Annotated in this window: 22 protein-coding genes; 7 read left to right on the top strand and 15 right to left on the bottom strand. The window is 42.8% G+C overall.

Annotation, left to right across the window (positions count from 1 at the left end):
- Positions 1–367 precede the first annotated feature (367 nt).
- Entirely contained in the window at positions 368–934 is a 567-nt protein-coding gene (gene gmhB, locus D3222_RS18135) for a D-glycero-beta-D-manno-heptose 1,7-bisphosphate 7-phosphatase (RefSeq protein ID WP_118987403.1), read from the bottom strand.
- A gap of 194 nt (positions 935–1,128) precedes the next feature.
- Here gmhB and metN point away from each other — a divergent pair, with 194 nt between their 5' ends.
- The 6 genes from metN to proS all read left to right on the top strand — a co-directional run bounded on the left by metN (position 1,129) and on the right by proS (position 6,775).
- Positions 1,129–2,160: a methionine ABC transporter ATP-binding protein MetN gene (gene metN / locus D3222_RS18130; protein ID WP_118987402.1), complete on the top strand. Its 1,032-nt coding sequence runs from the start codon at positions 1,129–1,131 to the stop codon at positions 2,158–2,160.
- Positions 2,153–2,806 (top strand): methionine ABC transporter permease MetI, encoded by a 654-nt coding sequence (locus D3222_RS18125; protein ID WP_118987401.1) that lies wholly within the window; start codon positions 2,153–2,155, stop codon positions 2,804–2,806. Before metN ends, D3222_RS18125 begins: the two co-directional genes overlap by 8 nt.
- 64 nt (positions 2,807–2,870) lie before the next feature.
- The gene (locus tag D3222_RS18120) at positions 2,871–3,686 is read left to right on the top strand and encodes a MetQ/NlpA family lipoprotein (protein ID WP_118987400.1); all 816 of its coding nucleotides are present in this window, start codon (positions 2,871–2,873) and stop codon (positions 3,684–3,686) included.
- Between the two features lie 142 nt (positions 3,687–3,828).
- A complete protein-coding gene (gene rcsF / locus D3222_RS18115) occupies positions 3,829–4,227 on the top strand; it encodes an Rcs stress response system protein RcsF (RefSeq protein ID WP_118987399.1) in 399 nt (132 codons plus the stop codon).
- Complete coding sequence (gene tsaA / locus D3222_RS18110; protein WP_118987398.1) at positions 4,224–4,931, top strand: tRNA (N6-threonylcarbamoyladenosine(37)-N6)-methyltransferase TrmO; 708 nt, start codon at positions 4,224–4,226, stop codon at positions 4,929–4,931. Before rcsF ends, tsaA begins: the two co-directional genes overlap by 4 nt.
- Positions 4,932–5,056: 125 nt before the next feature.
- Positions 5,057–6,775 carry a proline--tRNA ligase gene (gene proS / locus D3222_RS18105; RefSeq protein ID WP_118987397.1) on the top strand — a complete coding sequence of 573 codons (1,719 nt, stop codon included), beginning with the start codon at positions 5,057–5,059 and terminating at the stop codon, positions 6,773–6,775.
- Positions 6,776–6,883: 108 nt separating this feature from the next.
- Here the strand turns inward: proS and nlpE are convergent, their stop codons facing one another.
- Positions 6,884–7,549 (bottom strand): envelope stress response activation lipoprotein NlpE, encoded by a 666-nt coding sequence (nlpE, locus tag D3222_RS18100; RefSeq protein WP_118987396.1) that lies wholly within the window; start codon positions 7,547–7,549, stop codon positions 6,884–6,886.
- A 333-nt stretch (positions 7,550–7,882) separates the two neighbouring features.
- Between nlpE and rof the strand changes: the two genes are divergently transcribed.
- Positions 7,883–8,149: a Rho-binding antiterminator gene (rof, locus tag D3222_RS18095; protein WP_112879158.1), complete on the top strand. Its 267-nt coding sequence runs from the start codon at positions 7,883–7,885 to the stop codon at positions 8,147–8,149.
- 32 nt (positions 8,150–8,181) lie between these two features.
- On the opposite strand, the gene tilS is transcribed toward rof, so the two are convergent.
- The 13 genes from tilS to ispU form a co-directional block, all read right to left on the bottom strand.
- Positions 8,182–9,510, bottom strand: a complete 1,329-nt coding sequence (gene tilS / locus D3222_RS18090; RefSeq protein ID WP_118987395.1) for a tRNA lysidine(34) synthetase TilS — start codon at positions 9,508–9,510, stop codon at positions 8,182–8,184.
- Between the two features lie 215 nt (positions 9,511–9,725).
- Positions 9,726–10,685, bottom strand: a complete 960-nt coding sequence (accA, locus tag D3222_RS18085) for an acetyl-CoA carboxylase carboxyl transferase subunit alpha (RefSeq protein ID WP_118987394.1) — start codon at positions 10,683–10,685, stop codon at positions 9,726–9,728.
- A 13-nt stretch (positions 10,686–10,698) separates the two neighbouring features.
- The gene (gene dnaE / locus D3222_RS18080) at positions 10,699–14,181 is read right to left on the bottom strand and encodes a DNA polymerase III subunit alpha (protein WP_118987393.1); all 3,483 of its coding nucleotides are present in this window, start codon (positions 14,179–14,181) and stop codon (positions 10,699–10,701) included.
- A 57-nt stretch (positions 14,182–14,238) separates the two neighbouring features.
- Positions 14,239–14,829 carry a ribonuclease HII gene (gene rnhB / locus D3222_RS18075; protein ID WP_118987392.1) on the bottom strand — a complete coding sequence of 197 codons (591 nt, stop codon included), beginning with the start codon at positions 14,827–14,829 and terminating at the stop codon, positions 14,239–14,241.
- Positions 14,826–16,010: a lipid-A-disaccharide synthase gene (gene lpxB / locus D3222_RS18070; protein WP_118987391.1), complete on the bottom strand. Its 1,185-nt coding sequence runs from the start codon at positions 16,008–16,010 to the stop codon at positions 14,826–14,828. The genes rnhB and lpxB overlap by 4 nt, the downstream gene beginning before the upstream one ends.
- 4 nt (positions 16,011–16,014) lie before the next feature.
- Positions 16,015–16,803 carry an acyl-ACP--UDP-N-acetylglucosamine O-acyltransferase gene (gene lpxA, locus D3222_RS18065; protein ID WP_118987390.1) on the bottom strand — a complete coding sequence of 263 codons (789 nt, stop codon included), beginning with the start codon at positions 16,801–16,803 and terminating at the stop codon, positions 16,015–16,017.
- 3 nt (positions 16,804–16,806) lie between these two features.
- Positions 16,807–17,259 (bottom strand): 3-hydroxyacyl-ACP dehydratase FabZ, encoded by a 453-nt coding sequence (gene fabZ, locus D3222_RS18060; RefSeq protein ID WP_011145059.1) that lies wholly within the window; start codon positions 17,257–17,259, stop codon positions 16,807–16,809.
- A gap of 133 nt (positions 17,260–17,392) precedes the next feature.
- Positions 17,393–18,421, bottom strand: coding sequence for a UDP-3-O-(3-hydroxymyristoyl)glucosamine N-acyltransferase (gene lpxD / locus D3222_RS18055; protein WP_118987389.1), 1,029 nt, complete (start codon positions 18,419–18,421; stop codon positions 17,393–17,395).
- A gap of 3 nt (positions 18,422–18,424) precedes the next feature.
- Positions 18,425–18,922 (bottom strand): molecular chaperone Skp, encoded by a 498-nt coding sequence (gene skp, locus D3222_RS18050; RefSeq protein ID WP_118987405.1) that lies wholly within the window; start codon positions 18,920–18,922, stop codon positions 18,425–18,427.
- Between the two features lie 110 nt (positions 18,923–19,032).
- On the bottom strand, positions 19,033–21,426 hold the full coding sequence (gene bamA / locus D3222_RS18045) for an outer membrane protein assembly factor BamA (protein ID WP_118987388.1): 2,394 nt from the start codon (positions 21,424–21,426) through the stop codon (positions 19,033–19,035).
- Positions 21,427–21,460: 34 nt separating this feature from the next.
- The gene (rseP, locus tag D3222_RS18040; protein ID WP_118987387.1) at positions 21,461–22,816 is read right to left on the bottom strand and encodes a sigma E protease regulator RseP; all 1,356 of its coding nucleotides are present in this window, start codon (positions 22,814–22,816) and stop codon (positions 21,461–21,463) included.
- 28 nt (positions 22,817–22,844) lie between these two features.
- On the bottom strand, positions 22,845–23,693 hold the full coding sequence (gene cdsA / locus D3222_RS18035; protein WP_118987386.1) for a phosphatidate cytidylyltransferase: 849 nt from the start codon (positions 23,691–23,693) through the stop codon (positions 22,845–22,847).
- 9 nt (positions 23,694–23,702) lie between these two features.
- The gene (ispU, locus tag D3222_RS18030; protein ID WP_232832572.1) at positions 23,703–24,398 is read right to left on the bottom strand and encodes a (2E,6E)-farnesyl-diphosphate-specific ditrans,polycis-undecaprenyl-diphosphate synthase; all 696 of its coding nucleotides are present in this window, start codon (positions 24,396–24,398) and stop codon (positions 23,703–23,705) included.
- Positions 24,399–24,463: the final 65 nt, after the last annotated feature.

Raw genomic sequence — 24,463 nt, 5'->3', positions numbered from 1 at the left:
GCTCAAAGAAACTGACCGTTCATTCGTAATGAATTCACTGTTGTTCACTCTTCAAGACTTTAAAACGTATTTTTTGATGATACGGTCTTGTGAGTGCCCACACAGATTGTCTGATTAATTGTTAAAGAGCAGGCTGAATTAAAAAATGACATTCTCGTTCAGCCGGGCTGCGTATACTACGCTTTTCGCCCGCAGAGTCAAGCGCTTATTTGCTTTCCCTCTGCCTGACCTCACAATGTTTATCAGCGTTGTGTCGGTCAGTGGGGGCGCATTATAGGGCGTTCTTCGGCGCTGGCAAGCATTTATTTGAAAAAAACTTTTATTCGCATGCCTTTTCAACAAAATGGCGATATAAAGAACAAAAAGCCTACTTTTTGATGCCTTTAATTGCTTTAGGTAAGTCTGCAAGACTATTTATTATCAAATCAGCCGCTTGTTCAGCTTCAGTGTTAGCGGGTTTACCTGTGCGAACCAATACCTTAGTGCCAACTTTTGCCAACGTCGCGGCTTGCATATCCTCGAATTTATCACCAATCATAAAAGAAGCCGTCATATCGATACCAAGCTCCTTTTGTGCGTCCAGCAACATACCCGGCTGCGGTTTACGGCAATCACAGCTCTTCTTATATTGCTCTTCAGTTGCATCTGGATGATGAGGACAATAATAGATGCCATCCAAATCCACGCCTCGGTCTGCCAGTGACCAATCCATCCATTCTGTCAGTTGCAAAAATTTCTCTTCATCGAAAATGCCACGGGCAATACCTGACTGGTTTGTGACTAATACCAGTGCATACCCCATCTTTTTCAATTCAGTCATGGCTTCAATGACACCATCGATAAATTGAAAATCATCTATTTCATGTACATAACCATGATCGATATTTATTGTTCCGTCACGATCTAAAAATACGGCTGGAATACCTTGTGTCACCTGATTGCTCCAAGAATGTAAGAAGCCCTCAGTATCGCACGATTTAGCCATGAATGAGAATGCAGCAATTAATTTATTCCCAGTTGACTTAGACGTCTAGACACCTTAACATCCGATTTAACTAGTGGTTTGTTTTCTCAAAAATGTTCAAACTATTAATTTTCGAATTTTTATAAAAACAAATAAGAATAAAAATGATAAAACTGTCTCATATCAATAAAATATTCCAGCAGGGTGCCCGTTCTATTAACGCGCTTTCAGACATCAGTCTGCATGTTCCGCAAGGACAAGTTTACGGTGTCATTGGCTCATCCGGCGCAGGTAAAAGTACACTGATTCGCTGTGTAAATATGCTTGAGCGTCCAACTTCCGGGCAAGTACTGGTTAATGGTCAGGATTTAACTATCTTATCTGATAGTGATTTAACTCGTGCACGTCGTCGTATTGGCATGATTTTCCAGCACTTCAATTTGCTGTCTTCAAGAACAGTGTTTGGCAACATAGCTTTACCTTTGGAACTGGATAACATTCCAAAGGCTGAAATCAAAAAACGGGTAGACGAGTTATTGGAGCTTGTGGGTCTTGCAGATAAGCATGATGCTTATCCAGCAAATCTCTCTGGCGGACAGAAGCAACGCGTTGCTATTGCCCGTGCTCTAGCTAATTCACCTAAAGTACTTTTATGTGATGAAGCAACCAGCGCTCTGGATCCCGCAACAACGCGTTCTATTCTAGAATTATTGAAAGATATTAATCGCCGTTTGGGGCTAACCATTCTGTTAATTACACATGAAATGGATGTCGTCAAACGTATTTGTGACCAAGTAGCCGTTATTAGTGGTGGGCAACTGATTGAGCAAGACATTGTTAGTGAAGTGTTCTCTCATCCCAAGACACCTATCGCTCAGGCATTTATTCAGTCAACTTTGCATCTGGATATCCCTGAAGATTATGTACAAAAAATGCAAAGCCACCCAGCACCAGATCTTAGTCCATTATTGAAACTGGAATTCACCGGTCAGTCGGTAGATGCCCCACTGATTTCAATGGCGGTACGTCGTTTTGATATTGATATGAATATATTAAGTTCTCAAATCGACTATGCCGGTGGCGTAAAATTTGGTGTGATGTTAGCTGAATTACACGGTGAAAATGGTGGCGTTGAGTCAACGATTAAGTTTTTACAAGATCATCATGTGAAAGTAGAGGTTCTCGGTTATGTCTGAAGGAATGATTTTATTACTGGCTAAAGGCGTCTGGGAAACTCTAGTAATGACTTTTGTTTCTGGTTTCTTTGGCTTCATTATCGGGCTGCCGGTAGGTGTATTGTTATATGTCACCCGTCCCGGTCAAATTATGGAAAATAGTAAACTTTATCGTTTTCTTTCAGCGGTAGTTAATATTTTCCGCTCTATCCCATTCATTATTTTACTGGTGTGGATGATTCCTTTTACCAGACTAATTGTGGGAACATCGATCGGTTTACAGGCTGCCATTGTCCCATTAACCATAGGTGCTGCACCATTTATCGCTCGTATGGTGGAAAATGCTTTACTGGAAATTCCATCGGGACTAATTGAAGCTGCTAGAGCAATGGGAGCAACCCCATTCCAGATTGTAAAGAAAATTCTGTTACCTGAAGCATTACCTGGTTTGTTCAATGCAGCCACAATTACCCTAATTACTTTAGTCGGCTATTCTGCAATGGGAGGTGCTGTAGGTGCAGGTGGATTAGGCCAGATTGGCTACCAATATGGTTATATCGGCTATAATGCAACAGTAATGAACACCGTATTAGTGTTACTGGTTATTTTAGTTTATTTAATTCAATTAAGTGGTGACCATTTAGTCAAGGCCACAACACGTAAATGATAAGATTATTTTAATAACAGTACCTTGCCGGTGCTAATAAATCAGTATTCCATAGGGATAAAATATGTCTGTTAAATTAAAAACCATCGCAACTATCAGCGCTCTCTTAGGTTCATTAATTCTGTCTGGTTGCGGGCAGGAAAAACAAGATCCAAACCATATTAAAGTAGGCGTTATCGTTGGTGCAGAGCAGGAAGTTGCTGAAATTGCAAAAAAAGTAGCTAAAGACAAATATGGTCTTGATGTAGAACTGGTCACTTTTAATGATTTTGTATTGCCAAACGAAGCTCTGAGTAAAGGTGATATTGATCTGAATGCATACCAGCACAAACCTTACATGGATCAACAAATCAAAGATCGTGGTTATAAGATGGTCACAGTTGGCAACTCTTTTGTTTATCCAATTGCGGGTTATTCCAAAAAAATTAAATCCCTGGATGAATTGCAGGATGGTTCCCAAATTGCGTTACCAAACGATCCAACGAACTTAGGCCGTTCTTTATTACTGTTGCAGAAACAAGGTTTAATTAAATTGAAAGATGGCATAGGCTTATTACCAACGGTTCTAGACGTTGTTGAAAATCCTAAGAGTTTAAAACTAGTCGAATTGGAAGCACCACAATTACCACGTTCACTGGATGATCAAAAAATTGCTCTCGCAATCATTAATACAACCTATGCAAGCCAGATTGGTCTGACTCCAGCAAAAGATGGTTTATTTGTTGAAGATAAAGATTCTCCATATGTAAACCTACTGGTTAGTCGAGAAGATAACAAAGATGCTGAAAACGTTAAGAAATTCGTTAAGGCATATCAATCCGACGAAGTTGATGAAGCTGCCAATAAGATCTTTAATGGTGGTGCAGTGAAAGGTTGGTAATCTTTCATATTACGCTCATCGATATTAGAATAATCAGGCGGACAGATTGTCCGCCTGATTTATTATGGCATCATGTTTTCGATATTTTTTGTTAACCTGATCTATTCGCTTAACTCTAACAGTAAAAATTCGAGGATCTATAATGCGTAGGCTACTTGCCTCTTTGTTAGTACTGTCCATAACAGGATGTTCAGTACAACAAACAACATTTCCTGACTCTTCCCAGTTATCAGATATGAGGCTCACAAAACTATCAACTGGAGAAAAAAAACATTTATCTTCATCCGTAAAGTTATATACCAAGAGTGAAGAATTATTAAGTACCTCATTTAAAGATTTAGGGATTGTTTCTGGTCAATCATGCCGTAGTTCCTTACAAGACCCACCAGTTAATATCACTATGGCACGCAACCAGATGATAACCAAAGCAGCTTATTTGAATGCTAACGCTGTTTTATTGCATCAATGCGAAATATTATCAGGCCAAGGATGCTACCAGATAGCAATATGTGAAGGTTCAGCCCTGCTTACTACCCAATGACCGATTTTCATTTTACTCAGATAGGGGTTATTCACTCCCCTTATAAAGAAAAATTTGCCGTTCCCCGCCAACCAGGTCTTATTGAAGATGGTGGTGGGAAACTGGTACTTCTTCCTCCCTATAATCAACCAGATGCAGTTCGTGGTCTGGAGCAATTTAGTCATCTATGGGTTATTTTTATCTTCCACCAAACAATGGATGGCGGTTGGAAGCCAATGGTGCGCCCTCCTCGTTTAGGTGGCAATGCAAAAATGGGTGTATTCGCAACCCGTTCGACTTTTCGACCAAATCCAATCGGTATGTCTTTGATTGAACTTAAAGGGATAGAATACAGAAAAGGTCGAGTTACTCTGGAACTGGGTAGCCTAGATTTAGTTGATGGTACACCTGTTATTGATATTAAGCCTTATCTACCTTTTGCTGAATGTCAGCCACACGCAGTAGCAGGTTTTGCCCAGCAAGCCCCTTCTACCAATATGGAAGTGATATTTTTACCTGCCGCTGAGCAACAACTCATATCAGTTCAAAATATTTATCCGAATTTACGCCGTTTTATCAGCCAAGTTTTGGCCCAGGACCCTCGTCCCGCTTACCGGAAAGGAGAACAGGAAAATCGGGAATATGCCGTTCATTTACTGAATTTTAATGTGCGCTGGAAAATCCGTGGCACATTGACCGAAGTGATCGCCATAGATCCCCATTAAAAATCAGCATATACCCTTTTGGCATCTTAAACTCACTGGTAGACTAAAGGCTTATTTTCGTTTTTTTATTGGCTGGCAAATTTCTGCCAGTCAGAAGCAATTTGCTGCTCTAATGGAACCTAACAATGCGTACTAGCCAATATCTGCTCTCTACACTAAAAGAGACTCCTGCCGATGCGGAGGTTATCAGCCATAAGCTGATGCTTCGTGCGGGCATGATCCGTAAACTCGCTTCAGGTCTGTATAATTGGATGCCTACAGGTATCCGTGTACTCAAAAAAGTCGAAAAAATTGTTCGAGAAGAGATGAACAATGCCGGAGCGATTGAAATATCCATGCCCGTCGTACAACCAGCGGATCTATGGCAAGAAAGCGGTCGCTGGGAACAATACGGTCCAGAGTTACTGCGCCTTGTTGACCGAGGTGATCGTCCTTTTGTACTAGGTCCCACTCATGAAGAAGTGATCACTGATCTGATCCGCAATGAAGTCAGCTCATATAAGCAATTACCACTGACTCTATTCCAGATCCAGACTAAATTTCGCGATGAAGTTCGCCCTCGTTTTGGCATTATGCGCTCCCGTGAATTCCTAATGAAAGATGCTTACTCTTTCCATGCTACCCAGGCATCATTACAAGAAACTTACGACAACATGTACGAAGCCTACAGCAAAATTTTTACCCGCATAGGTTTGGATTTTCGTGCTGTTCTGGCCGATACCGGTTCCATCGGTGGTAGTGCTTCCCATGAATTTCAGGTTCTGGCAGCCAGTGGAGAAGATGATATCGTCTTCTCCACTGAATCCAATTACGCAGCTAATATTGAATTAGCCGAAGCGGTTGCCCCCGCCCATGATCGCGCAGCACCAACAAAAGAGATGCATCTGGTAGATACTCCAAACGCAAAAACAATTGCTGAACTGGTTGAGCAATTCAATCTGCCAATTGAGAAAACCGTTAAAACCCTGATGGTTCACGCAACAGAAGAAACAAGTCATAAATTGATCGCCTTACTGGTTCGCGGCGACCATGAACTTAATGAAATCAAAGCAGAGAAATTATCTTTAGTTGCCAGCCCGCTGACTTTTGCTACCGAAGAAGAGATTCGCTCAATTGTTGGTGCAGGTCCAGGTTCATTGGGCCCTGTCAATCTGCCAATACCCGTTATTATTGACCGTAGTGTAGCAGTGATGAGTGACTTTGGCGCAGGTGCCAATATCGATGACAAACACTATTTCGGTATCAACTGGGAACGTGATCTACCAGTACCAGAAGTTGCCGATATCCGTAATGTTGTTGAAGGTGATGCCAGCCCGGATAGTAAAGGTACATTGCTCATCAAACGTGGTATTGAAGTTGGCCATATCTTCCAACTTGGCACCAAATATTCTGATGCCATGAAAGCGACTGTTCAAAGCGAAGACGGCCATAATCAGATAGTCACTATGGGCTGTTATGGTATTGGTGTTACTCGTATTGTCGCCGCAGCGATTGAACAAAATTACGATGACCGAGGTATCATCTGGCCTGACGCAATTGCACCATTCCAAGTTGCTATTTTGCCAATGAATATACACAAGTCATATCGCGTTAAAGAAGTTGCGGAGAAACTGTATGCTGATCTACGCACTAGCGGCATTGATGTTATTTTTGATGATCGTAAGGAACGCCCAGGTGTGATGTTTGCTGACATGGAGCTTATCGGTGTACCACACACTATCGTTATCGGTGACCGTAATCTCGATAATGACGAAGTGGAATATAAACATCGTCGTGGTGATGAAAAACAGATGCTGAAACTAGATGATGTCGTTGATTACCTGAAACAACAACTTGGTTGTTAATTAAGATTATTGTAGTAATTTATTGAATAGTATGGTGATAATGGTCACATCGTAACAGAACATTTTACGCTTCTTAGCCCATTATCACCATATATACCGAAGCTAGAATTATTTCTTCATATTACAAGATTTCGATTTATCGAAATGGATTTTACCTGTCTGAATCAGGGCAGGATCAAATTGCCCATCTTCCATTGAAGGACGGACACTGTAATAGCCTTCAACTTCAACATAAACCGGCGTTCCACCTTCCACACCAACTTGGTGATAGCCTTGCTCCAAATCCAGGCTTTCCGTTACAGCATACTGCTTACCTGTACTACAATCTGTAAACAAAGCTGCATCAGCCATATAACTGTATTCACCCGCCAGTTTCTTCGGTTTTACCCGTTGCAGTTCATAATTGAATGATGATTCAATTTTATTGCCTTCAATATCCAGCATTACCAGGTTTTCACCTTTCGACAGATAATAAGATTTCTGGTCGTCTGATTTTGTCAGGCGAATTTTCTCTCCATCTTTCACCCATAGACCAGATTCAAAGAACGACTGATCACCATCACGAGCGCCAAGATAAGTTTGTTCCAGAATATAAGTACCATCATTATCCAATAACAGTGTGGTATCAATACCAGAACAATCAGCGCAAGGAAGAGCACCATGAAAAGTCTGATCTACTGGCTGTGAACTCGTTTGTTGTGCTGAGTTACCTTTACATCCCATCAAAGCAGATACGCCCACAGCAACCAACGCTGTCAAAAGTTTTTTATTCACATTTATCTCCACACAGTATAATGAGTTCTATAATTCTCATCTTATAAGTAACACAAGGAACATAGCGATTATTCAAGCTTAATAGCGTAAATACTGTCCTTCTTAAGGATGTTATTCAATAATAGCAAAATAACGTGGGCCGATTTTAATACTTTTGTCAGGAAGTTGCTGTGAAATAGGACTTTTATTTACTTACTGTTCAGAATGAATAACCAAAGTTATTCATTAATCACGATTGATTTCCTGTGCTATAGTCATTAATAGTGCTTTTGAGTTACAATTTTAACAACCACGGGCGGCAATAACCGCCACTAACCATAGTGGTGAGCAAATATGTCTATAAATACTGAATATCAACCAATTAACTGTGACGACTACGATAATCTTGAGTCAACTTGCCAACATCAGCTCCACCTCCACATAAAGTTGCGGGGTGGGGAAGTTATTGAAGGAAAAGCCTGTGATTTGGTTTTAAGAAAAAAAGTTGAATACTTGATAATTGAAACAGAAGGTAAACCTCGTGAATTGCGGTTAGATCATATTGCTAGTTTCAGTCACCCTAAAATTGGCACTATTATTATTGAACACTCTGAATCTTGATAGAAAACAGCCGCCTTTGGCGGCTTAACTTTTTATTTTAACAGCGTTTTATGCCAGTTCATTGTTAACATCTCTCTTCCTTCTGCCGCTTTACTTTCCTTGGTAACAAAAACACCTAACGCCGCTATCAATTGTTCGTTGTAATAAAGCAATGGAATTCGCTCTCTCAGCCACGGAGCAACCCCAAACTCTTGCCACAATTTTTTACTATGCCGAGAATGTTGACGCCCCACAATACTTATCATTCCCTGGACACCAAAGCGAATAGTCACTCGTTCATGATCAGCCGGGGCCCTTACTTGGATACCGCGATCAGAAATATTCAATTCTCCCAAGCGATCCGGTAATACCAAAATATTGCAAATATCCCACTCAAGAATAGTGTCTCTCAAAGATTGTAATTGAGGAACCAACCAGAGTTTTTGCTTATAACGACGTATATCATATTCACCAAATTGTAGTCGAGGCTCAGCATCAGTGCGAGCAAGAACCACCTCATACCAAAGCCGGTTAAGCTGCTCTCGTGAAGGCATTTTCATCTCATGGTAACCAAACCAACGGCGTAACAAAGCATTTCGTTTAGCTTCTGAACATACAACCAAAGACGAAATACCCAAAGCACCATCTTGAATTATTAGCTCTTTCAGAGACTCATTCAGTAATTCATCCAGAAGCTGTTCTTGTTCGCCACATAAACTTGCACTTCGAGCAACAGATTGTGGGAAATGCGGCCAACGTTGATTCAGTAACGGCATAATATGTAAGCGCAGAAAATTTCTGTCATAACGATCATCTTGATTACTGTCGTCTTCAATCCAATTCAGACGATGTTTACTGGCATACATATCCAGTTCATTCCGACTATAATCAAGTAGAGGACGTAACAATAATGTATTAGCAAATACGGCGATTGAAGGCATAGAAGCAAGACCTGCCGGACCACTACCTCGCTTTAATGCCAGTAAAAAAGTCTCCGCCTGATCATCAAGATGTTGAGCTGTTACCAAAACTTCGTCTTTTTGTAATTCGCGCTTAAATACCTGATATCGAGCATCACGAGCAGCAGCCTCAATCCCCTTTTGACGAGCATCTATCGTGACTCTTGCAGAATGAAACTCCACTTGCCAGTCATCACAGATCAGCTGGCAATGTTCAACCCACTGATCTGCTTTTAGGTTTAAACCGTGGTGAATATGTATTGCCCTTAGTTGAATTTTCTGATTATGTTGATTACGCCAATTAACCAACAAATGAAGCAAAACAGAGGAATCCAGCCCACCACTGAATCCAACCAGGATTTTCTTATATTCACCAAGCTGTTCAGCCAAAGTGACAAATAGTCTCTCATCAATGTTTGTCATTATAGGTTCAAGAGTTCCTTAGCTTGCAATAATATGAATTCATTATTATCTACTTTAGTAAGTTTAAAATCTCTGTCAGTCAGATAATGTTTTTCACTACTTTCATTAAGAATATAAAATGACAAAAAGAAGCAGAAATAGTAAAGGATGGAAGTGACTGAAATTTATCATTTCCAGTCAGTTACCATCCCTTATTCAAACAATTAATTCAAATATCAGCAATAACCATATTGCATCAAACGCTGATATCGGCGGTTGATTAACTCTTCGGATGTCAAATGATCAAGCTCTGCCAGGTCAATCAACAACTGAGCTTTCAACGACGTGGATATTGCTTCATAGTCACGATGAGCGCCACCTAATGGCTCTGAGATCACAGAATCGATCAATTCCAGTTCTTTCAAACGAGGAGCAGTGATCCCCATTGCTTCTGCCGCCAAAGGTGCTTTTTCCGCACTTTTCCATAAAATTGAGGCACAACCTTCTGGGGAGATAACAGAATAAGTACTATATTGCAGCATATTCACTTTATCACCAACACTAATCGCCAGAGCGCCACCAGAGCCACCTTCACCAATCACAGTACAAATAACAGGCACAGACAGACGGGACATTTCACGCAAGTTGCGCGCTATCGCCTCAGATTGACCACGCTCTTCTGCACCCACCCCAGGATATGCACCAGGAGTATCAATGAAAGTAATAATTGGCAGTTTAAAACGCTCTGCCATTTCCATCAGGCGCAAAGCTTTACGATAACCTTCTGGCGCGGGCATACCGAAATTACGGCGAATTTTTTCTTTGGTTTCACGGCCTTTTTGGTGACCAATCACCATCACTGGACGTCCATCAATACGAGCCAGACCACCCACAATTGCTTTGTCATCAGCATAAGCACGATCACCAGCAAGCTCTTCAAAATCAGTAAAAATATGTTGAATATAGTCCAACGTATAAGGACGACGTGGGTGACGAGCAAGCTGAGCAATTTGCCAGGCACCTAAATCTGAAAAGATTTTGCGAGTCAATTCCAGACTTTTTTCCCGCAAACGTTGTACTTCTTCATCCAGATTTATATCTAATTTTTCACCTTGAAGGCTAACTGCGGTTAGCGAATCAATTTTCGCTTCCAGCTCGGCAATCGGCTGTTCAAATTCAAGAAAATTCAGACTCATAACATTCCTAATTTTAGTCAAATTCTAATTCTACCTGCTCATTACCCAGCAGAGTTCGCAAATCTGTCAGAAGGTTATCCGTTGGCGTTACCCTCCACGTCGCGCCAAATCTTAAACGGGCGCGGGCGTCTTCCCTCTGGTAATAAAGATGAACCGGTATCGTTCCCGAACGATGTGGTTCCAATGCACGACGAAGACGGCTCAACAATTGATCATCAATTTGCCTGTCTGACAGCGAGATAGCAAGCCCACGCGCATATTTTTCACGCGCTTCACTAATATCCATTAATTCACGGGCTGTCATTTTAAGACCACCATTGAAGTCATCAAAGCTGACCTGCCCCGTAGCGATTAATATCCGGTCTTGTTCTAGCAAATGCCGATATTTCTCCAAGGCATCGGAAAATAACATCACTTCTAGACGTCCTGAACGATCATCTAAAGTACAAAGACCAATCCGGTTACCTCGTTTGGTTATAATCACTTTGGATGCCAGCACCAAACCTATCACAGTCGTTACTTGACCGCGCGGGGTTGGATTCACATCTTTTAACCGCAATCCATTAGTATAGCGCTCAATTTCTTTTAAATAACGGGTGATAGGATGCCCGGTTAAATAGAGACCCAGTGTTTCCCGTTCACCATCAAGAACAATCTGTTCCGACCATTGAGAAATATTGGCATAAGAGCGTTCCACTTCTTCTGGCGCTTCAGCTAATACACCAAACATATCAGTCTGACCAGTAGCTTCTGCTTTAGCATGTTGATCCGCCGCTTTTAGCGCATCTTCCAACGAGGACATCAGTGCCGCACGGTGCGGCCCTAAACGGTCAAATGCCCCTGACATGATCAGTTTTTCCATTACTCGGCGATTTAACTTCTTGGTGTCAACGCGGGCACATAAATCAAACAGTTCTCTAAAATAACCATCTTTCTGACGAGCTTCGATAATCGCTTCAATCGGCCCTTCACCTACCCCTTTAATTGCCCCGATTCCATATACGATCTCCCCGTCATCATTAACATGGAAATGATACAAGCCACTATTAATATCAGGTGGTAAGATTTTCAGCCCCATGCGCCAGCATTCATCAATCAACCCAACGACTTTTTCTGTATTATCCATATCAGCAGTCATTACCGCAGCCATGAATTCAGCCGGGTAATGCGCTTTCAACCATAAAGTCTGATAAGAAACCAAGGCATACGCAGCAGAGTGAGATTTGTTAAATCCATAACCGGCAAACTTCTCCACCAGGTCAAAGATTTTCATTGCCAGTTCGCCATCAATACCCAGTCTCTTTGCGCCTTCTTCAAAGACAGAACGCTGTTTAGCCATCTCCTCCGGCTTTTTCTTGCCCATCGCCCGTCGGAGCATATCTGCGCCACCGAGAGTATATCCCGCCAGCACCTGAGCAATCTGCATCACTTGTTCCTGATAAAGGATGATGCCGTAAGTTGGCTCCAGCACAGACTGTAAAGATTCGTGCTGCCATTGTACATCTGGGTATGAGATCTCTTCCCGACCATGTTTGCGGTCAATGAAGTTGTCCACCATGCCTGATTGCAAAGGACCCGGACGAAACAGTGCCACAAGAGCAATCATGTCTTCGAAGCAGTCAGGACGCAGGCGTTTGATAAGATCCTTCATACCACGGGATTCGAGCTGAAATACCGCTGTTGTTTCAGCGCGTTGCAGCATATCGAAGCTCTTGACGTCGTTCAGCGGAATCGCTGCGATATCAATTGGGTCCAGATCTTTCTTCGCTCTGCGTGCGTTGATCATTTCCAACGCCCAATTGATGATAGTCAACGTCCTCAGTCCGAGGAAGTCGAATTTCACCAACCCAGCATATTCCACATCGTTTTTATCAAACTGAGTAACTGGGTTCAAACCTTCCGGGTCACAGTAGAGAGGCGCGAAATCCGTGATCTTAGTCGGGGCGATAACCACCCCCCCCGCGTGTTTCCCCGCGTTACGGGTAACACCTTCCAATTTACGCGCCATATCTATCAGCGCTTTAACTTCCTCATCCGCTTCATAAATTTCAGGAAGTTGTGGCTCCGCGATAAATGCCTTTTCCAATGTCATACCTGGATCAAGCGGTATCAATTTGGAAATTCTATCAACAAACCCATATGGATGCCCCAACACACGGCCAACATCCCGAATGACGGCTTTCGCTGCCATCGTACCGAATGTGATGATCTGAGATACGGCATCACGACCATATATATCAGCCACATGATCGATCACCAGATCACGTTTTTCCATACAGAAATCGACGTCAAAATCGGGCATGGAAACACGTTCAGGGTTGAGGAATCGTTCAAATAGCAGATCAAATTCCAAAGGATCGAGATCGGTTATTTTTAGGGCATAAGCCACCAGAGAACCTGCACCCGAACCACGTCCTGGGCCAACAGGAACACCGTTGTCTTTCGACCACTGAATGAATTCCATCACGATCAGGAAGTAGCCAGGAAATCCCATCTGGTTGATAACCCGAAGTTCAATATCGAGTCTCTCATCATATTTAGGACGTTTTTCTGCGCGTACTTTAGGATCTGAATAGAGAAATGCTAAACGTTCTTCCAACCCTTGTTTAGATTTATCTATCAGATAACCTTCGGTACTCATTTCTCCCGTAGGGAATTGCGGCAGGAAATATTCACCAAGGCGAATAGTGACATTACAACGCTTAGCAATTTCTACACTGTTTTCCAGCGCTTCAGGAATATCAGCGAATAGCTCACACATTTCCTGTTCACTACGCAGATATTGCTGAGGACTGTAATTTTTCGGACGTTTTGGGTCAGCCAAGGTATAGCCATCATGAATCGCTACGCGAATCTCATGAGCATCAAAATCTTCACTGTCGATAAAACACGCATCATTAGTTGCAACGACAGGCAGGCTTTTTTCCGTTGCCAGTGCAACCGCCGCATGAAGATAACTTTCTTCATCTGCACGGCCAGTACGGATCAGCTCCAAATAATAACAGCCGGGAAAATGCTCCTGATAAAACTCAAGGCATTGGTCCACCATAATCTGATTACCACGTAGCAGGAATTTACCCACATCCCCCATACGACCACCGGAGAGCAGAATTAGCCCTTCTTTATGGTTTATCAGCCATTCCTGTTTAATTGTCGGACCAATCGCACCATATCCCTTCTGATAAGCCTCTGATATCAGCAATGTCAAGTTATGATAACCAGTATTATTGCGCGCAAGAATGGTCAGGCTTGCGTGCTCATCACCAAGCAGTTCACTTTCCACATAGAAATCAGCACCAATAATCGGTTTTATTCCTGCCCCGTGAGCACTGCCGTAAAATCTCACCAGCCCACACAAATTAGTAAAATCAGTGATCGCAAAAGCCGGCATACCTAACTGCGCAACCTTTTTCACTAAAGGGCTGGTTTTGGCTAAGCCATCAATCATTGAATAGTCGCTGTGAACACGTAAGTGCACAAAACGGGGTTCGGCCATATATTTATCCAGATGATGTCAATTTGAAGAATAGCTATATTCAATCAACAAGTTTACTTAAAGGCCAATTGCTCTCTTAACTGGCGCAAAACTTTTACGATGATGTTCTGTCGCTCCCAACTGAGCCAACTTTTCTAAATGAAATGCCGTCGGGTAGCCTTTATGCTTAGCAAATCCATATTCGGGAAACAGTTGATCAAGTTCAGCCATTTCCCGATCTCTGGTAACTTTCGCCACAATAGAAGCAGCACTGATTTCAGCAACCAGCCCATCGCCTTTTATCACCGCTTGTGTCGGCATGGGTAATTTAGGGCAACGGTTACCATCAATCAGTACATATTCAGGAGAGATAGGCAAATTAGCCACGGCCCTTTGCATCGCAAGCATAGTTGCATGCAGGATATTCAATTGATCAATTTCTGCCGGTTCTGCACGCCCCAAGCTCCAGCACAATGCTTTTTCCGTGATCTCCAGATACAGTGCCTCGCGGCGTTTTTCACTCAGTTTTTTAGAATCAGCCAAACCAACTATCGGCCGCAATGGATCTAAAATAACAGCCGCAGTCACAACTGCACCGACTAATGGGCCTCGACCAACTTCATCAACTCCGGCAATCAGACTCGCCTGAGGATATATAAATTCCATCATTTTCCTGCCAATTCCAATACGGCTTGTGCTGCTTGTTCGTCAGCATTACAACGAATGCTTTCATGCAAATGTAAAAATGTCTGTTTCAATACTTCAATTTTTTCACTGCCTTGTAGTAACGGCAACAACTCATCTGCAAGTTTTTGCGGCTGACATTTTTCCTGCAATAATTCCTTAACCAGCTCTTCACCGGATAATAAGTTAGGCAATGAAACATAAGGCGTTTTTACCAGGCGTTTTGCCAACCAGAAAGTCAATGACTTCATCCGGTAACCAACTACCATTGGACATTTTGCCAACATACATTCCAGAGCAGCAGTACCAGAAGCCAAAAGTGCGGCATCACTTGCAATCATGATTTCTCGCGCTTTGCCATCCACAAGGTGAACATTCAGCTCTGGCGCAATTTCTTGTTTAATACGCTCAAATTGTTCACGCCGTTTAGCATTCACCAATGGCACAAATACATGCAGATTTGGCATACTCCGCTGCAATAGCTGAGCAGTCTTAAGAAAATCCGCACTCAGCATCTCAACCTCAGAATGGCGACTCCCCGGCAATAAAGCCAAGCAAACAGCCTCTGGCGGAATACCTAATAGCTCACGTGCCGTCGCTTTATTTGGCTGCAATGGCATAGCATCCGCCATGGTATGTCCAATAAACCGACACGGAACATTGAACTTATCGTAAAACGCTTTTTCAAAAGGCAAGAAAGCCAGAACCATATCTGTGGCTTTACCAATTTTGAAAACACGTTTCTGCCGCCAAGCCCATACTGACGGACTGACATAATGAATGGTGCGGATGCCCCGCTGTTTTAACCGACCTTCCAAAGTGATATTGAAATCCGGCGCATCAATGCCCACAAACACATCAGGTTTCAGTTCCGTGAAACGGGTTGTCAGATCCTTACGTATTTTCAATAAACGAGGCAAACGTTCGAGAACTTCGACAACCCCCATTACTGCTAGCTCTTCCATCTCATACCAAGCTTCACAACCTTCAGCCTGCATAAGAGGACCTGCCACACCAACAAAGTGGGCATTAGGTACTTTCGCTTTTAGTGCACGAATTAAACCTGCTCCAAGGATATCACCGGAGGTTTCTCCGGCGATTAATCCAATAGTCAGCGGACGCAGACTATTAATAGAAGAAATGGTAGTCAAAGGAGTATCCTTCATCTACTTAACGGACAATGCCACGGGTAGAATTTGCCAGAAAATCGCTGAAGATTTTTACATGCTGATTATTTTCAGCCAGCTCAGCAATTTCTTGTTGTGCTTCTTCTAACGTTTTTCCGTTACGATACAAAATTTTGTACGCATTTCTAATTGCATGCAATGAATCTTTATCAAAACCACGGCGTTTCAGGCCTTCGACATTAGTGCCAAAAGGCGTTGCATGATTCCCCTGAGCAATAACGTATGGCGGAATATCCTGTACCACACCGGAACACCCGCCCACCATAGCATGAGAGCCAATCTGACAAAACTGATGAATCGCACTCATACCACCAATGATGACATAATCACCCAGGATAACATGCCCCCCCAAAGTACCATTATTCGCAATGACACAACGATCACCGACAATACAGTCATGAGCAATATGGGCATTAACCATCAACAAATTATCATTACCGATTTTCGTTACACCGCCACCCTGCACGGTGCCACGATGAATAGTGACACTTTCGCGGATACGGTTACGATCACCAATTTCAACTCGGGTTGGTTCACCGTGATATTTCAGGTCCTGATTCATTTCGCCAATAGAAGCAAACTGAAAAATCTGGTTATCACGGCCGATTTTGGTTATTCCATTGACAACAACATGAGACTTCAGCTCTGTACCTTCGCCAATCTCAACCTGAGAGCCAATACAACAAAACGGCCCAATACGAACATTGGCACCAATAACCGCACCATCTTCTACAATAGCGCTAGGATGTATATAAGCGGTTTCATCAATCATAGACTAAACCTCACGACGGCGAGCACACATCATTTCTGCTTCGCAAGCTATTTCTCCATCGACTTTCGCTACGCCTCTACAACGCGCAACCCCTCGACGTTCCTTAATAAATTCTACTTCTAATATCATTTGATCCCCAGGCACTACCGGGCGTTTAAAACGGGCACCATCGATAGCGGCAAAATAATAGAGCTCATTTGGCTCTAACTTGCCCACACTCCTAAATGCCAGAATTCCGGTGGCCTGTGCCATAGCTTCAAGGATCAGAACGCCTGGGAAAATAGGTTTGCCGGGAAAATGCCCCTGAAAGAAGGGTTCGTTAAAAGATACGTTTTTTACTGCACGTAAGAATTTACCTTCCTCAAAATCAAGAACGCGATCCACTAATAAAAACGGATAACGATGCGGAAGTAGATCTAAAATTTCTTCAATGTGCAGAGTATGATTATCACTCATCTAAATACTCTTCCTGTCAAAAGGACTAATTGTATTAACGACACGGCCCGCTTAAACCCCAAATCCAGAGTTTCCAGGCAGGCCGCAAAAATAAGACACAACCAAAAATATAGTGCAATTAAATATAGTGCAATTACTCGCTTTCGTCTTCCAGCTTACTCTCCATTGACTTAAGACGTTTATTCATTTCATTGATATTCATAACTAAAGCTGCCGTCTTACGCCAAACTTTATTTGGTTGTGCTGGAATGCCAGAGGAGTATACACCAGGTTCAGTGATAGGACGCATCACCATACTCATCCCCGTGACGGTTACCTTATCACAGATTTCCATATGTCCATTAATTACACTGGCGCCACCAATCATACAGTAACAACCGATTTTCAGACTACCGGCCATGATCACACCGCCAGCAACCGCCGTATTGTCACCAATGATAACATTATGAGCAATCTGACACTGGTTATCGATAATGACGCCATTGCCAATAATGGTATTATCCAAAGCTCCTCGATCGATCGTTGTACAGGCACCAATCTCAACCCGGTCACCAATAATGACTGAACCTAATTGCGGGATTTTAACCCATTTACCACGATCATTCGCATAGCCAAAACCATCAGACCCGATCACTGTTCCTGACTGAATCAAACACTGTTCACCCATTTCAATATTGTGATAAACAGAGACATTCGCCCAGAGACGAGTTCCCGCGCCAATACGCGCATTTTTACCAATAAAGCAGCCTGCGCCGATAACAACATTATCGCCAAGAACAACGCCAGATTCGATAACCGCATTGGCTCCGACAGCAACATTTTTACCCAAAGTTGCCTGAGGTGAAATCACCGAGGAAGGGTGAATATCCTGTGCGGGAACCGGTGTTGTATCCATAATTTGAGCCATATAGGCATAGGCCAGATAAGGATTGGCGACAACCAACGCCGGAATATTGCAATAAGGAAGATCTGACTCGCGGAGAACGACAGCAGCAGCCTGACATTCGCCTAAACGTTCACGGTAACGGCTATCAGACAAAAAAGTGATCTGTTCGTTATTGGCCGAATGCATTGGGGCAATACTGGTGATAACAATATCGCCATCACCATGTAATTGTGCATTCAACTGCTGAGCTAAATCAGCCAATCGAATTGAAGACATCTATTATTTAACCTGTTTCAATACACTTGCAGTAATATTTTTGCCAGATACTGAATAAGCAACAGCATTCGCATCAATAACGACATCATAGCCTTCTTTGCCAGCAACCACTTTGATTGCATCCTGAATACGACTTAGAATTTTGTTGCGTTCTTCCATCTCGCGACGACGGTGATCTTGTTCAAAAGCTTGGGCTTTTTTGCCAAATTCTTCACGCTTAGCCATCACTTCTTTTTCCAGATTAGTACGCACACTGGATTTCATGGTAGAACCATCGCGCTGTAATTTCTGGATTTTGGATTGTAAGTCAGTTTCCATCCGTTGCAATTCAGATGCGCGGTTTTTAAACTCATTTTCCAACTGCTTCACAACAGCTTCGCGGGCTGGCAACTGCTGGAAAATCTCACCAACATTGACAACGGCAATTTTGTCTGCTGCCTGAGCACCAGCGGAGAAAGCTAATGCAATACCAAAGCTTGCTGCACACAACAATTTTTTCACTATAAACTCCTTAAACCACGCTATCTGTAACCTATTGGAAAACTTAGTTAATGCTCTGAAACCTGTGATTTCAGAGCTTGCTCTATCAATAATAAGATAAAAACGCATTATCACCAGGTTTTGCCAATATTAAATTGGAATTGCTCTGATCTATCACCTTCGTAATCTTTGATCGGCTTAGCGTAAGAGAACACCAGCGGACCTAAAGGAGACATCCATTGCAATGCAATACCCGCCGAAACGCGGATATTACCTGGTTTACTGTAATCAGGTATACCTTTGCTTTTCATCGCAGCAGAATCATTCCAATCGGTATCCCAAACCGTACCTGAATCAATAAAGAATGAAGTTCGGACAGAATTCGAATACTTACTATCAAGGAATGGTGTTGGCGTAATCAACTCAAGGCTAGCTACCGCCATTGCGTTACCACCTACAGCATCACGAGATGGACTCTCTTTCTTAGGCAACCCGTCCTTATTCAGGTAAATAGCTTTAGGACCAATATTGTTAGAACGGAAACCACGAACCGTACCGGAGCCACCTGCATAAAAGTTTTCATAGAATGGTAACTCTTTGCCACCTAATCCATCACCATAACCTAAACGACTACGCCCCAAAATCACCCAAGTACGATCATCATTAATTGGATAATAGGCAGAAGTATCAAGAGTCACTCTATAGAATTCATTATCCGAACCTGGGATAGTTACTTTACCATTCAACGTCGATTTCACACCGGATGTTGGGAAGAAGCCACGGTCAAGGTTGTTATATGTCCATCCCATGCTTAAAGAGAAGTCATCCGCTTTGAACTCGGCTTTACTCTCAAAATCTGGTTTCTCGCCCATAGACCGCAGATAACGCCACATTGCAGCTTGAGGAAGCATCTCAGACAGCGAGTTATGAATATAATTTAAGCCAAAATTCAGGGAGTTATTTTCATTAATCGGGAAACCGAGGAAACCACTTATACCATAGCTTTGGTTAGTGTAACCGGATAATTCAGCATCATCAGCTCTGAAATCGTTGTAAAATACCCGACCACCAAGACTCACACCATTAATCGTGAAGTATGGATCAGTGAAGGAGAGCTCCGCATAGGTTGAATAATCGTTCTTACTGGCATTAACTCCAACAGCATTACCTGTACCCAACCAGTTATCCTGCTGAGCACCAACCTGGAAACTAACGCCACTTTCTGTACCGAAACCAACACCAAAGTTCAGAGAACCGGTATTACGTTCTTTAACTTTATAAACGACATCGACCTGATCAAGGCTGCCTGGTATACGCTGAGTTTCAACATCTACCGTTTCGAAATAACCCAAACGGTTAAGGCGCTCTTTACCCAGTTCAACCAGATCACTTCCTAACCATGCTCTTTCCATCTGACGCATTTCACGACGCAGAACAGAATCTTTAGTGGTGTCATTACCAGAGAAACGAATTTTACGAACATAGAAACGGTTACCTGCATCAATATTGACATGCAGTTTTACTGTCTTGTCCTGATCATTGATTTCAGGTTGCGTCATCACTCGTGGGTAGGCATAACCATAACGGCCAAGCAAATTTTTAATTTCACTTTCCATTTTAGTCACCTGAGTCCCGTTATACAGAGAACCAGGCTCAATGTTAGCCAGTTTCGTGATTTCTGACTGATAGCCCGCCATATTACCGTTCAGGTCAATACCAGATATTTTGTATTGATCCCCCTCAGTAATATTCAACGTGACATAAATACCTTTTTTATCCGGCGTCAAACTGACCTGAGTCGAATCAATGTTAAAACGGGCATAACCGCGATCAAGGTAAAAACTGCGCAATGCTTCAAGGTCACCACTCAGTTTTTGCTTCTGATATTTCTGATCGGCAGTCAGATTCCACCACGGCACATCATCTCTAAGTTGGAAACGATTCAATAACTCATCAGAAGAAAATGATTTATTACCAACAATGTTAATTTGCTGGATTTTTGCCGAAACACCTTCAGCGAAAACCAGTTTTAAATCGACACGGTTACGTGGAAGTGGCGTAACAACCGCTTTTACACTGGCGTTGTATTTACCCACACTGTAATAGAAATCTTCCAACCCTCTTTCGATATTGGACAACATCGTGCGGTCAAGGGCTTCTCCGACCCGAACATGAGATGCCTCAAGGTTTTGTTTCAACATATCATCTTTTACCGATTTATTACCGGAGAAAGTGATGCTGGCAATAGTCGGCCGTTCTTTTACCTGAACAATAAGTGTATTGCTATCACGCAGGACACGAACGTCTTCAAAGTTACCAGTAGCAAATAGTGCATGAATGGTACGTCCGATATCTTCATCGCTGACCGTATCACCTACGCGAACTGGCATATTCAGTAATGCCGCACCTACGGCGACGCGTTGAAGACCTTCAAAGTGAATGTCCTGAACTACGAATCCGTCTGCACCGTATGCAGTGGCGCTGCCAAACAGCAGCGACGCTATGAGTAACTTTTTCATCGCCATCGTTGTAATGCGTCTTCCTAACTAGTCTTCCGCTTTAAAAACGGGAGAAATCATTGAAAAGTGCAAGCCCCATCAATAACACCAGTACTATGGCACCGATGCGATAGCTGAAGTCTTGTACACGCTCGGAAACCGGCCCACCTTTTATCTTTTCGATAAACAAGAAGAGCAAGTGTCCACCATCTAACACAGGTAATGGGATCAGGTTAATAACCCCAAGATTGACACTTATTAGCGCCAAAAACATCAAATAATACACCAAGCCCGAATCAGCCGACACCCCCGCCCCTTTGGCGATAGAGATAGGCCCACTCAGGTTGTTAATTTTCACATCACCAACGATCAGCTTACCAATCATACTGACAGTTAATCGCATCAGTTGCCAAGTCTTATCTCCTGCCTGATACATGGCAGAGAAAGGCCCGTATTGCTGAACGATTCTATATTCATCGGCTAATGGCACAACTCGCAGTTCCACACCGGCAAAACCAACTGTCCTACCACCAGATTGTTGTCTTGCTTCCGGCGTCATAGAGAGAGAAATAATATGACCAGCCCGATCCACAGAAAGTTCCAGCGGGACATTCGGATTATTGCTGACAAAGGATGTAAAAGTATGCCAAGCATCTATTTCCTGGCTACCGACTTTAACTATCCTATCCCCCTTTTGCAAACCCGCTTTTTCTGCTGCGGAGCCAAGGATAACTTTTTCCACCAGAGAATCCAAACGAGGCCCAACAGGCATAATCCCTAGTGACAACACAGGATCCTGCTTATCCGGATCAAAGTTCCATTGCTGCAAATCCAAAATTTTCTCCACTGGATATGATGAGCCTGGAGAGATAACCTGAACAGTCATGTTATCGTCACCTATCTTACCTACCAGAGCAAAACGAACTGAATTCCAATCAGGCGTTTCGATACCATCTACGGATTTTAGTTCCATTCCCGATGAAATATTTGCTTGCGCAGCGATAGAATCTGGTTTGATATCCGCAACAACAGGACGTATTGCCGGCACGCCAATAATAAACACCAACCAATAAACCACAGCCGCCAATAAAAAGTTAGCAATTGGCCCGGCACTGACCACCGCAGCACGCTGACCAAGTGTTTTATTATTGAATGCCATATGACGGTGTTCAGGAGAAACAGGTGAAACACGCTCATCAAGCATTTTCACATATCCCCCCAGTGGAATAAGGGCTATAACATATTCAGTTCCTTGACGATCTGTACGCCGCCATAAAGCTTTACCAAAACCAATGGAGAAACGTTCAACATGAATACCACACTTTCTAGCCACCCAAAAATGACCAAACTCATGCACAGTGATCAATATCCCTAGCGCAATAATAAAAGCCGCCAGATTCCAGAGAATTCCCATCATATTCTTCAAACACCGTCAAACAGAGAGATCAAAATACCAGCAACATTAGGCCAGTAAAAACAGGGATCGCCGCAGTCAGGCTATCAATACGATCCATAACACCGCCATGTCCCGGAATTAGCTGGCTGCTATCCTTAATACCCGATTCACGTTTGAACATACTCTCAGTCAAATCACCAAATACAGAAGCAATAACAACAATAGCAGAGCACAACATGAGTTTTTCAGGCATTGCAGGTACTGGAGCATATTTTCCAAACAACCATGAAATAATAGCCGCTGTCATTAACCCTCCTATTAATCCTTCCAGTGTTTTTCCTGGAGAAACTTTCGGTGCCATTTTACGTTTACCTAAAGTACGTCCGAAGAGATAAGCACCGGAATCCGCTCCCCATACGAGTAACATGACATACAGTAACCACCATGCACCATAATATGAATTATCATCATATCCCTGAGTCCGTAACACCATCATTCCACAGTAAAACGGCACTAATGTCAGGACACCAAATAAAAGGCGCAATAAAGTGGAACTCTTCCAAATTGCAGCGGAAGAAGGATAGGTAACAACTAGAAGCGTCGCGACAATCCACCAAATCATTCCCCCCCATAGGATAAAAGTGATTTGCGATTGTCCAATCAAATCAGTGAAATCTGGCAGAGTATATTGTAAAGCCAATAAACCAATAGCAAACAGAACTGCCAAAATAGCCCGTTTCTTTTGGTTAAATAAGCCAGCGAATTGCCCCCATTCCCATGCAGCAAGGGCTGAAACAGCAATAATCATCAGCCCAAACGCTACTGGTGGCAGCAAAAACAGAGCGGCAATCACAAGAGGGATTAATATCACAGCCGTTATAAGGCGGTACTTCAGCAAGAGTTCCTCCTATGATCCCACATCGGCATCGTCTGGTATTGTTCCGCCAAATCGGCGTTCTCTTTTGGCAAAGGCATTAATTGCACCTTCAAAAACGTTTTCATCAAAATCAGGCCAGAGTATATCGGTAAAATAGAATTCTGCATAAGCTATCTGCCATAACAGAAAATTACTGATACGATGTTCACCTCCGGTTCTAATGACCAAATCAACCTGAGGCTGCTGGCTTAGATTCATATAATTATTAACTAATTCTTCAGTAATATCCTGTGGCTCAAGGGAATTATCCTTAATCTGCCGGGCAATTTTCTGAACACTTTGAACTATATCCCAGCGACCACCATAATTTGCAGCAATATTGAGTTGCAGACCCGTATTATTAGCAGTCAACTTAACCGAGCGACAGATACGCTCCTGTAAACGCTCACTGAACCGGCTGATATCACCAATAACAGATAATCTAATATTATGTTTATGTAAGCTTTTGATTTCGCTATCTAGTGCAAAAATAAACAACTCCATTAAAGAGCTGACTTCCTGCTCCGGCCGATTCCAGTTTTCACTGCTGAAAGCGTACAGAGTCAACGACTCAATTTTGTGTTTAGCAGAGAAACTCACCGCACTCCGTACCGCCTTAATCCCTGCACGATGACCAAAGACTCTTAATTTCCCACGTTTCTTTGCCCAACGGCCGTTACCATCCATAATAATGGCAACGTGTTTAGGTAATAATGACGACAAATCGTTCTGATGATGATCACTGGATAATA

Source organism: Photorhabdus sp. CRCIA-P01, from assembly GCF_003545805.1.
GTDB lineage: Bacteria > Pseudomonadota > Gammaproteobacteria > Enterobacterales > Enterobacteriaceae > Photorhabdus > Photorhabdus antumapuensis.
Note: the sequence above shows the minus strand (reverse complement) of the source record. Positions and strands in the feature narration are given on the sequence as shown.

What these genes read in the sequence shown, in the direction of transcription:
- ispU (WP_232832572.1), bottom strand. Translation starts at nt 24,398, where the DNA reads ATGGATGGTAACGGCCGTTGGGCAAAGAAACGTGGGAAATTAAGAGTC.
- bamA (WP_118987388.1), bottom strand. Translation starts at nt 21,426, where the DNA reads ATGGCGATGAAAAAGTTACTCATAGCGTCGCTGCTGTTTGGCAGCGCC.
- lpxD (WP_118987389.1), bottom strand. Translation starts at nt 18,421, where the DNA reads ATGTCTTCAATTCGATTGGCTGATTTAGCTCAGCAGTTGAATGCACAA.
- metN (WP_118987402.1), top strand. Translation starts at nt 1,129, where the DNA reads ATGATAAAACTGTCTCATATCAATAAAATATTCCAGCAGGGTGCCCGT.
- lpxB (WP_118987391.1), bottom strand. Translation starts at nt 16,010, where the DNA reads ATGAAGGATACTCCTTTGACTACCATTTCTTCTATTAATAGTCTGCGT.
- rof (WP_112879158.1), top strand. Translation starts at nt 7,883, where the DNA reads ATGTCTATAAATACTGAATATCAACCAATTAACTGTGACGACTACGAT.
- tilS (WP_118987395.1), bottom strand. Translation starts at nt 9,510, where the DNA reads ATGACAAACATTGATGAGAGACTATTTGTCACTTTGGCTGAACAGCTT.
- accA (WP_118987394.1), bottom strand. Translation starts at nt 10,685, where the DNA reads ATGAGTCTGAATTTTCTTGAATTTGAACAGCCGATTGCCGAGCTGGAA.
- tsaA (WP_118987398.1), top strand. Translation starts at nt 4,224, where the DNA reads ATGACCGATTTTCATTTTACTCAGATAGGGGTTATTCACTCCCCTTAT.
- rnhB (WP_118987392.1), bottom strand. Translation starts at nt 14,829, where the DNA reads ATGATGGAATTTATATATCCTCAGGCGAGTCTGATTGCCGGAGTTGAT.
- fabZ (WP_011145059.1), bottom strand. Translation starts at nt 17,259, where the DNA reads ATGAGTGATAATCATACTCTGCACATTGAAGAAATTTTAGATCTACTT.
- lpxA (WP_118987390.1), bottom strand. Translation starts at nt 16,803, where the DNA reads ATGATTGATGAAACCGCTTATATACATCCTAGCGCTATTGTAGAAGAT.
- proS (WP_118987397.1), top strand. Translation starts at nt 5,057, where the DNA reads ATGCGTACTAGCCAATATCTGCTCTCTACACTAAAAGAGACTCCTGCC.
- rcsF (WP_118987399.1), top strand. Translation starts at nt 3,829, where the DNA reads ATGCGTAGGCTACTTGCCTCTTTGTTAGTACTGTCCATAACAGGATGT.
- dnaE (WP_118987393.1), bottom strand. Translation starts at nt 14,181, where the DNA reads ATGGCCGAACCCCGTTTTGTGCACTTACGTGTTCACAGCGACTATTCA.
- D3222_RS18125 (WP_118987401.1), top strand. Translation starts at nt 2,153, where the DNA reads ATGTCTGAAGGAATGATTTTATTACTGGCTAAAGGCGTCTGGGAAACT.
- D3222_RS18120 (WP_118987400.1), top strand. Translation starts at nt 2,871, where the DNA reads ATGTCTGTTAAATTAAAAACCATCGCAACTATCAGCGCTCTCTTAGGT.
- rseP (WP_118987387.1), bottom strand. Translation starts at nt 22,816, where the DNA reads ATGATGGGAATTCTCTGGAATCTGGCGGCTTTTATTATTGCGCTAGGG.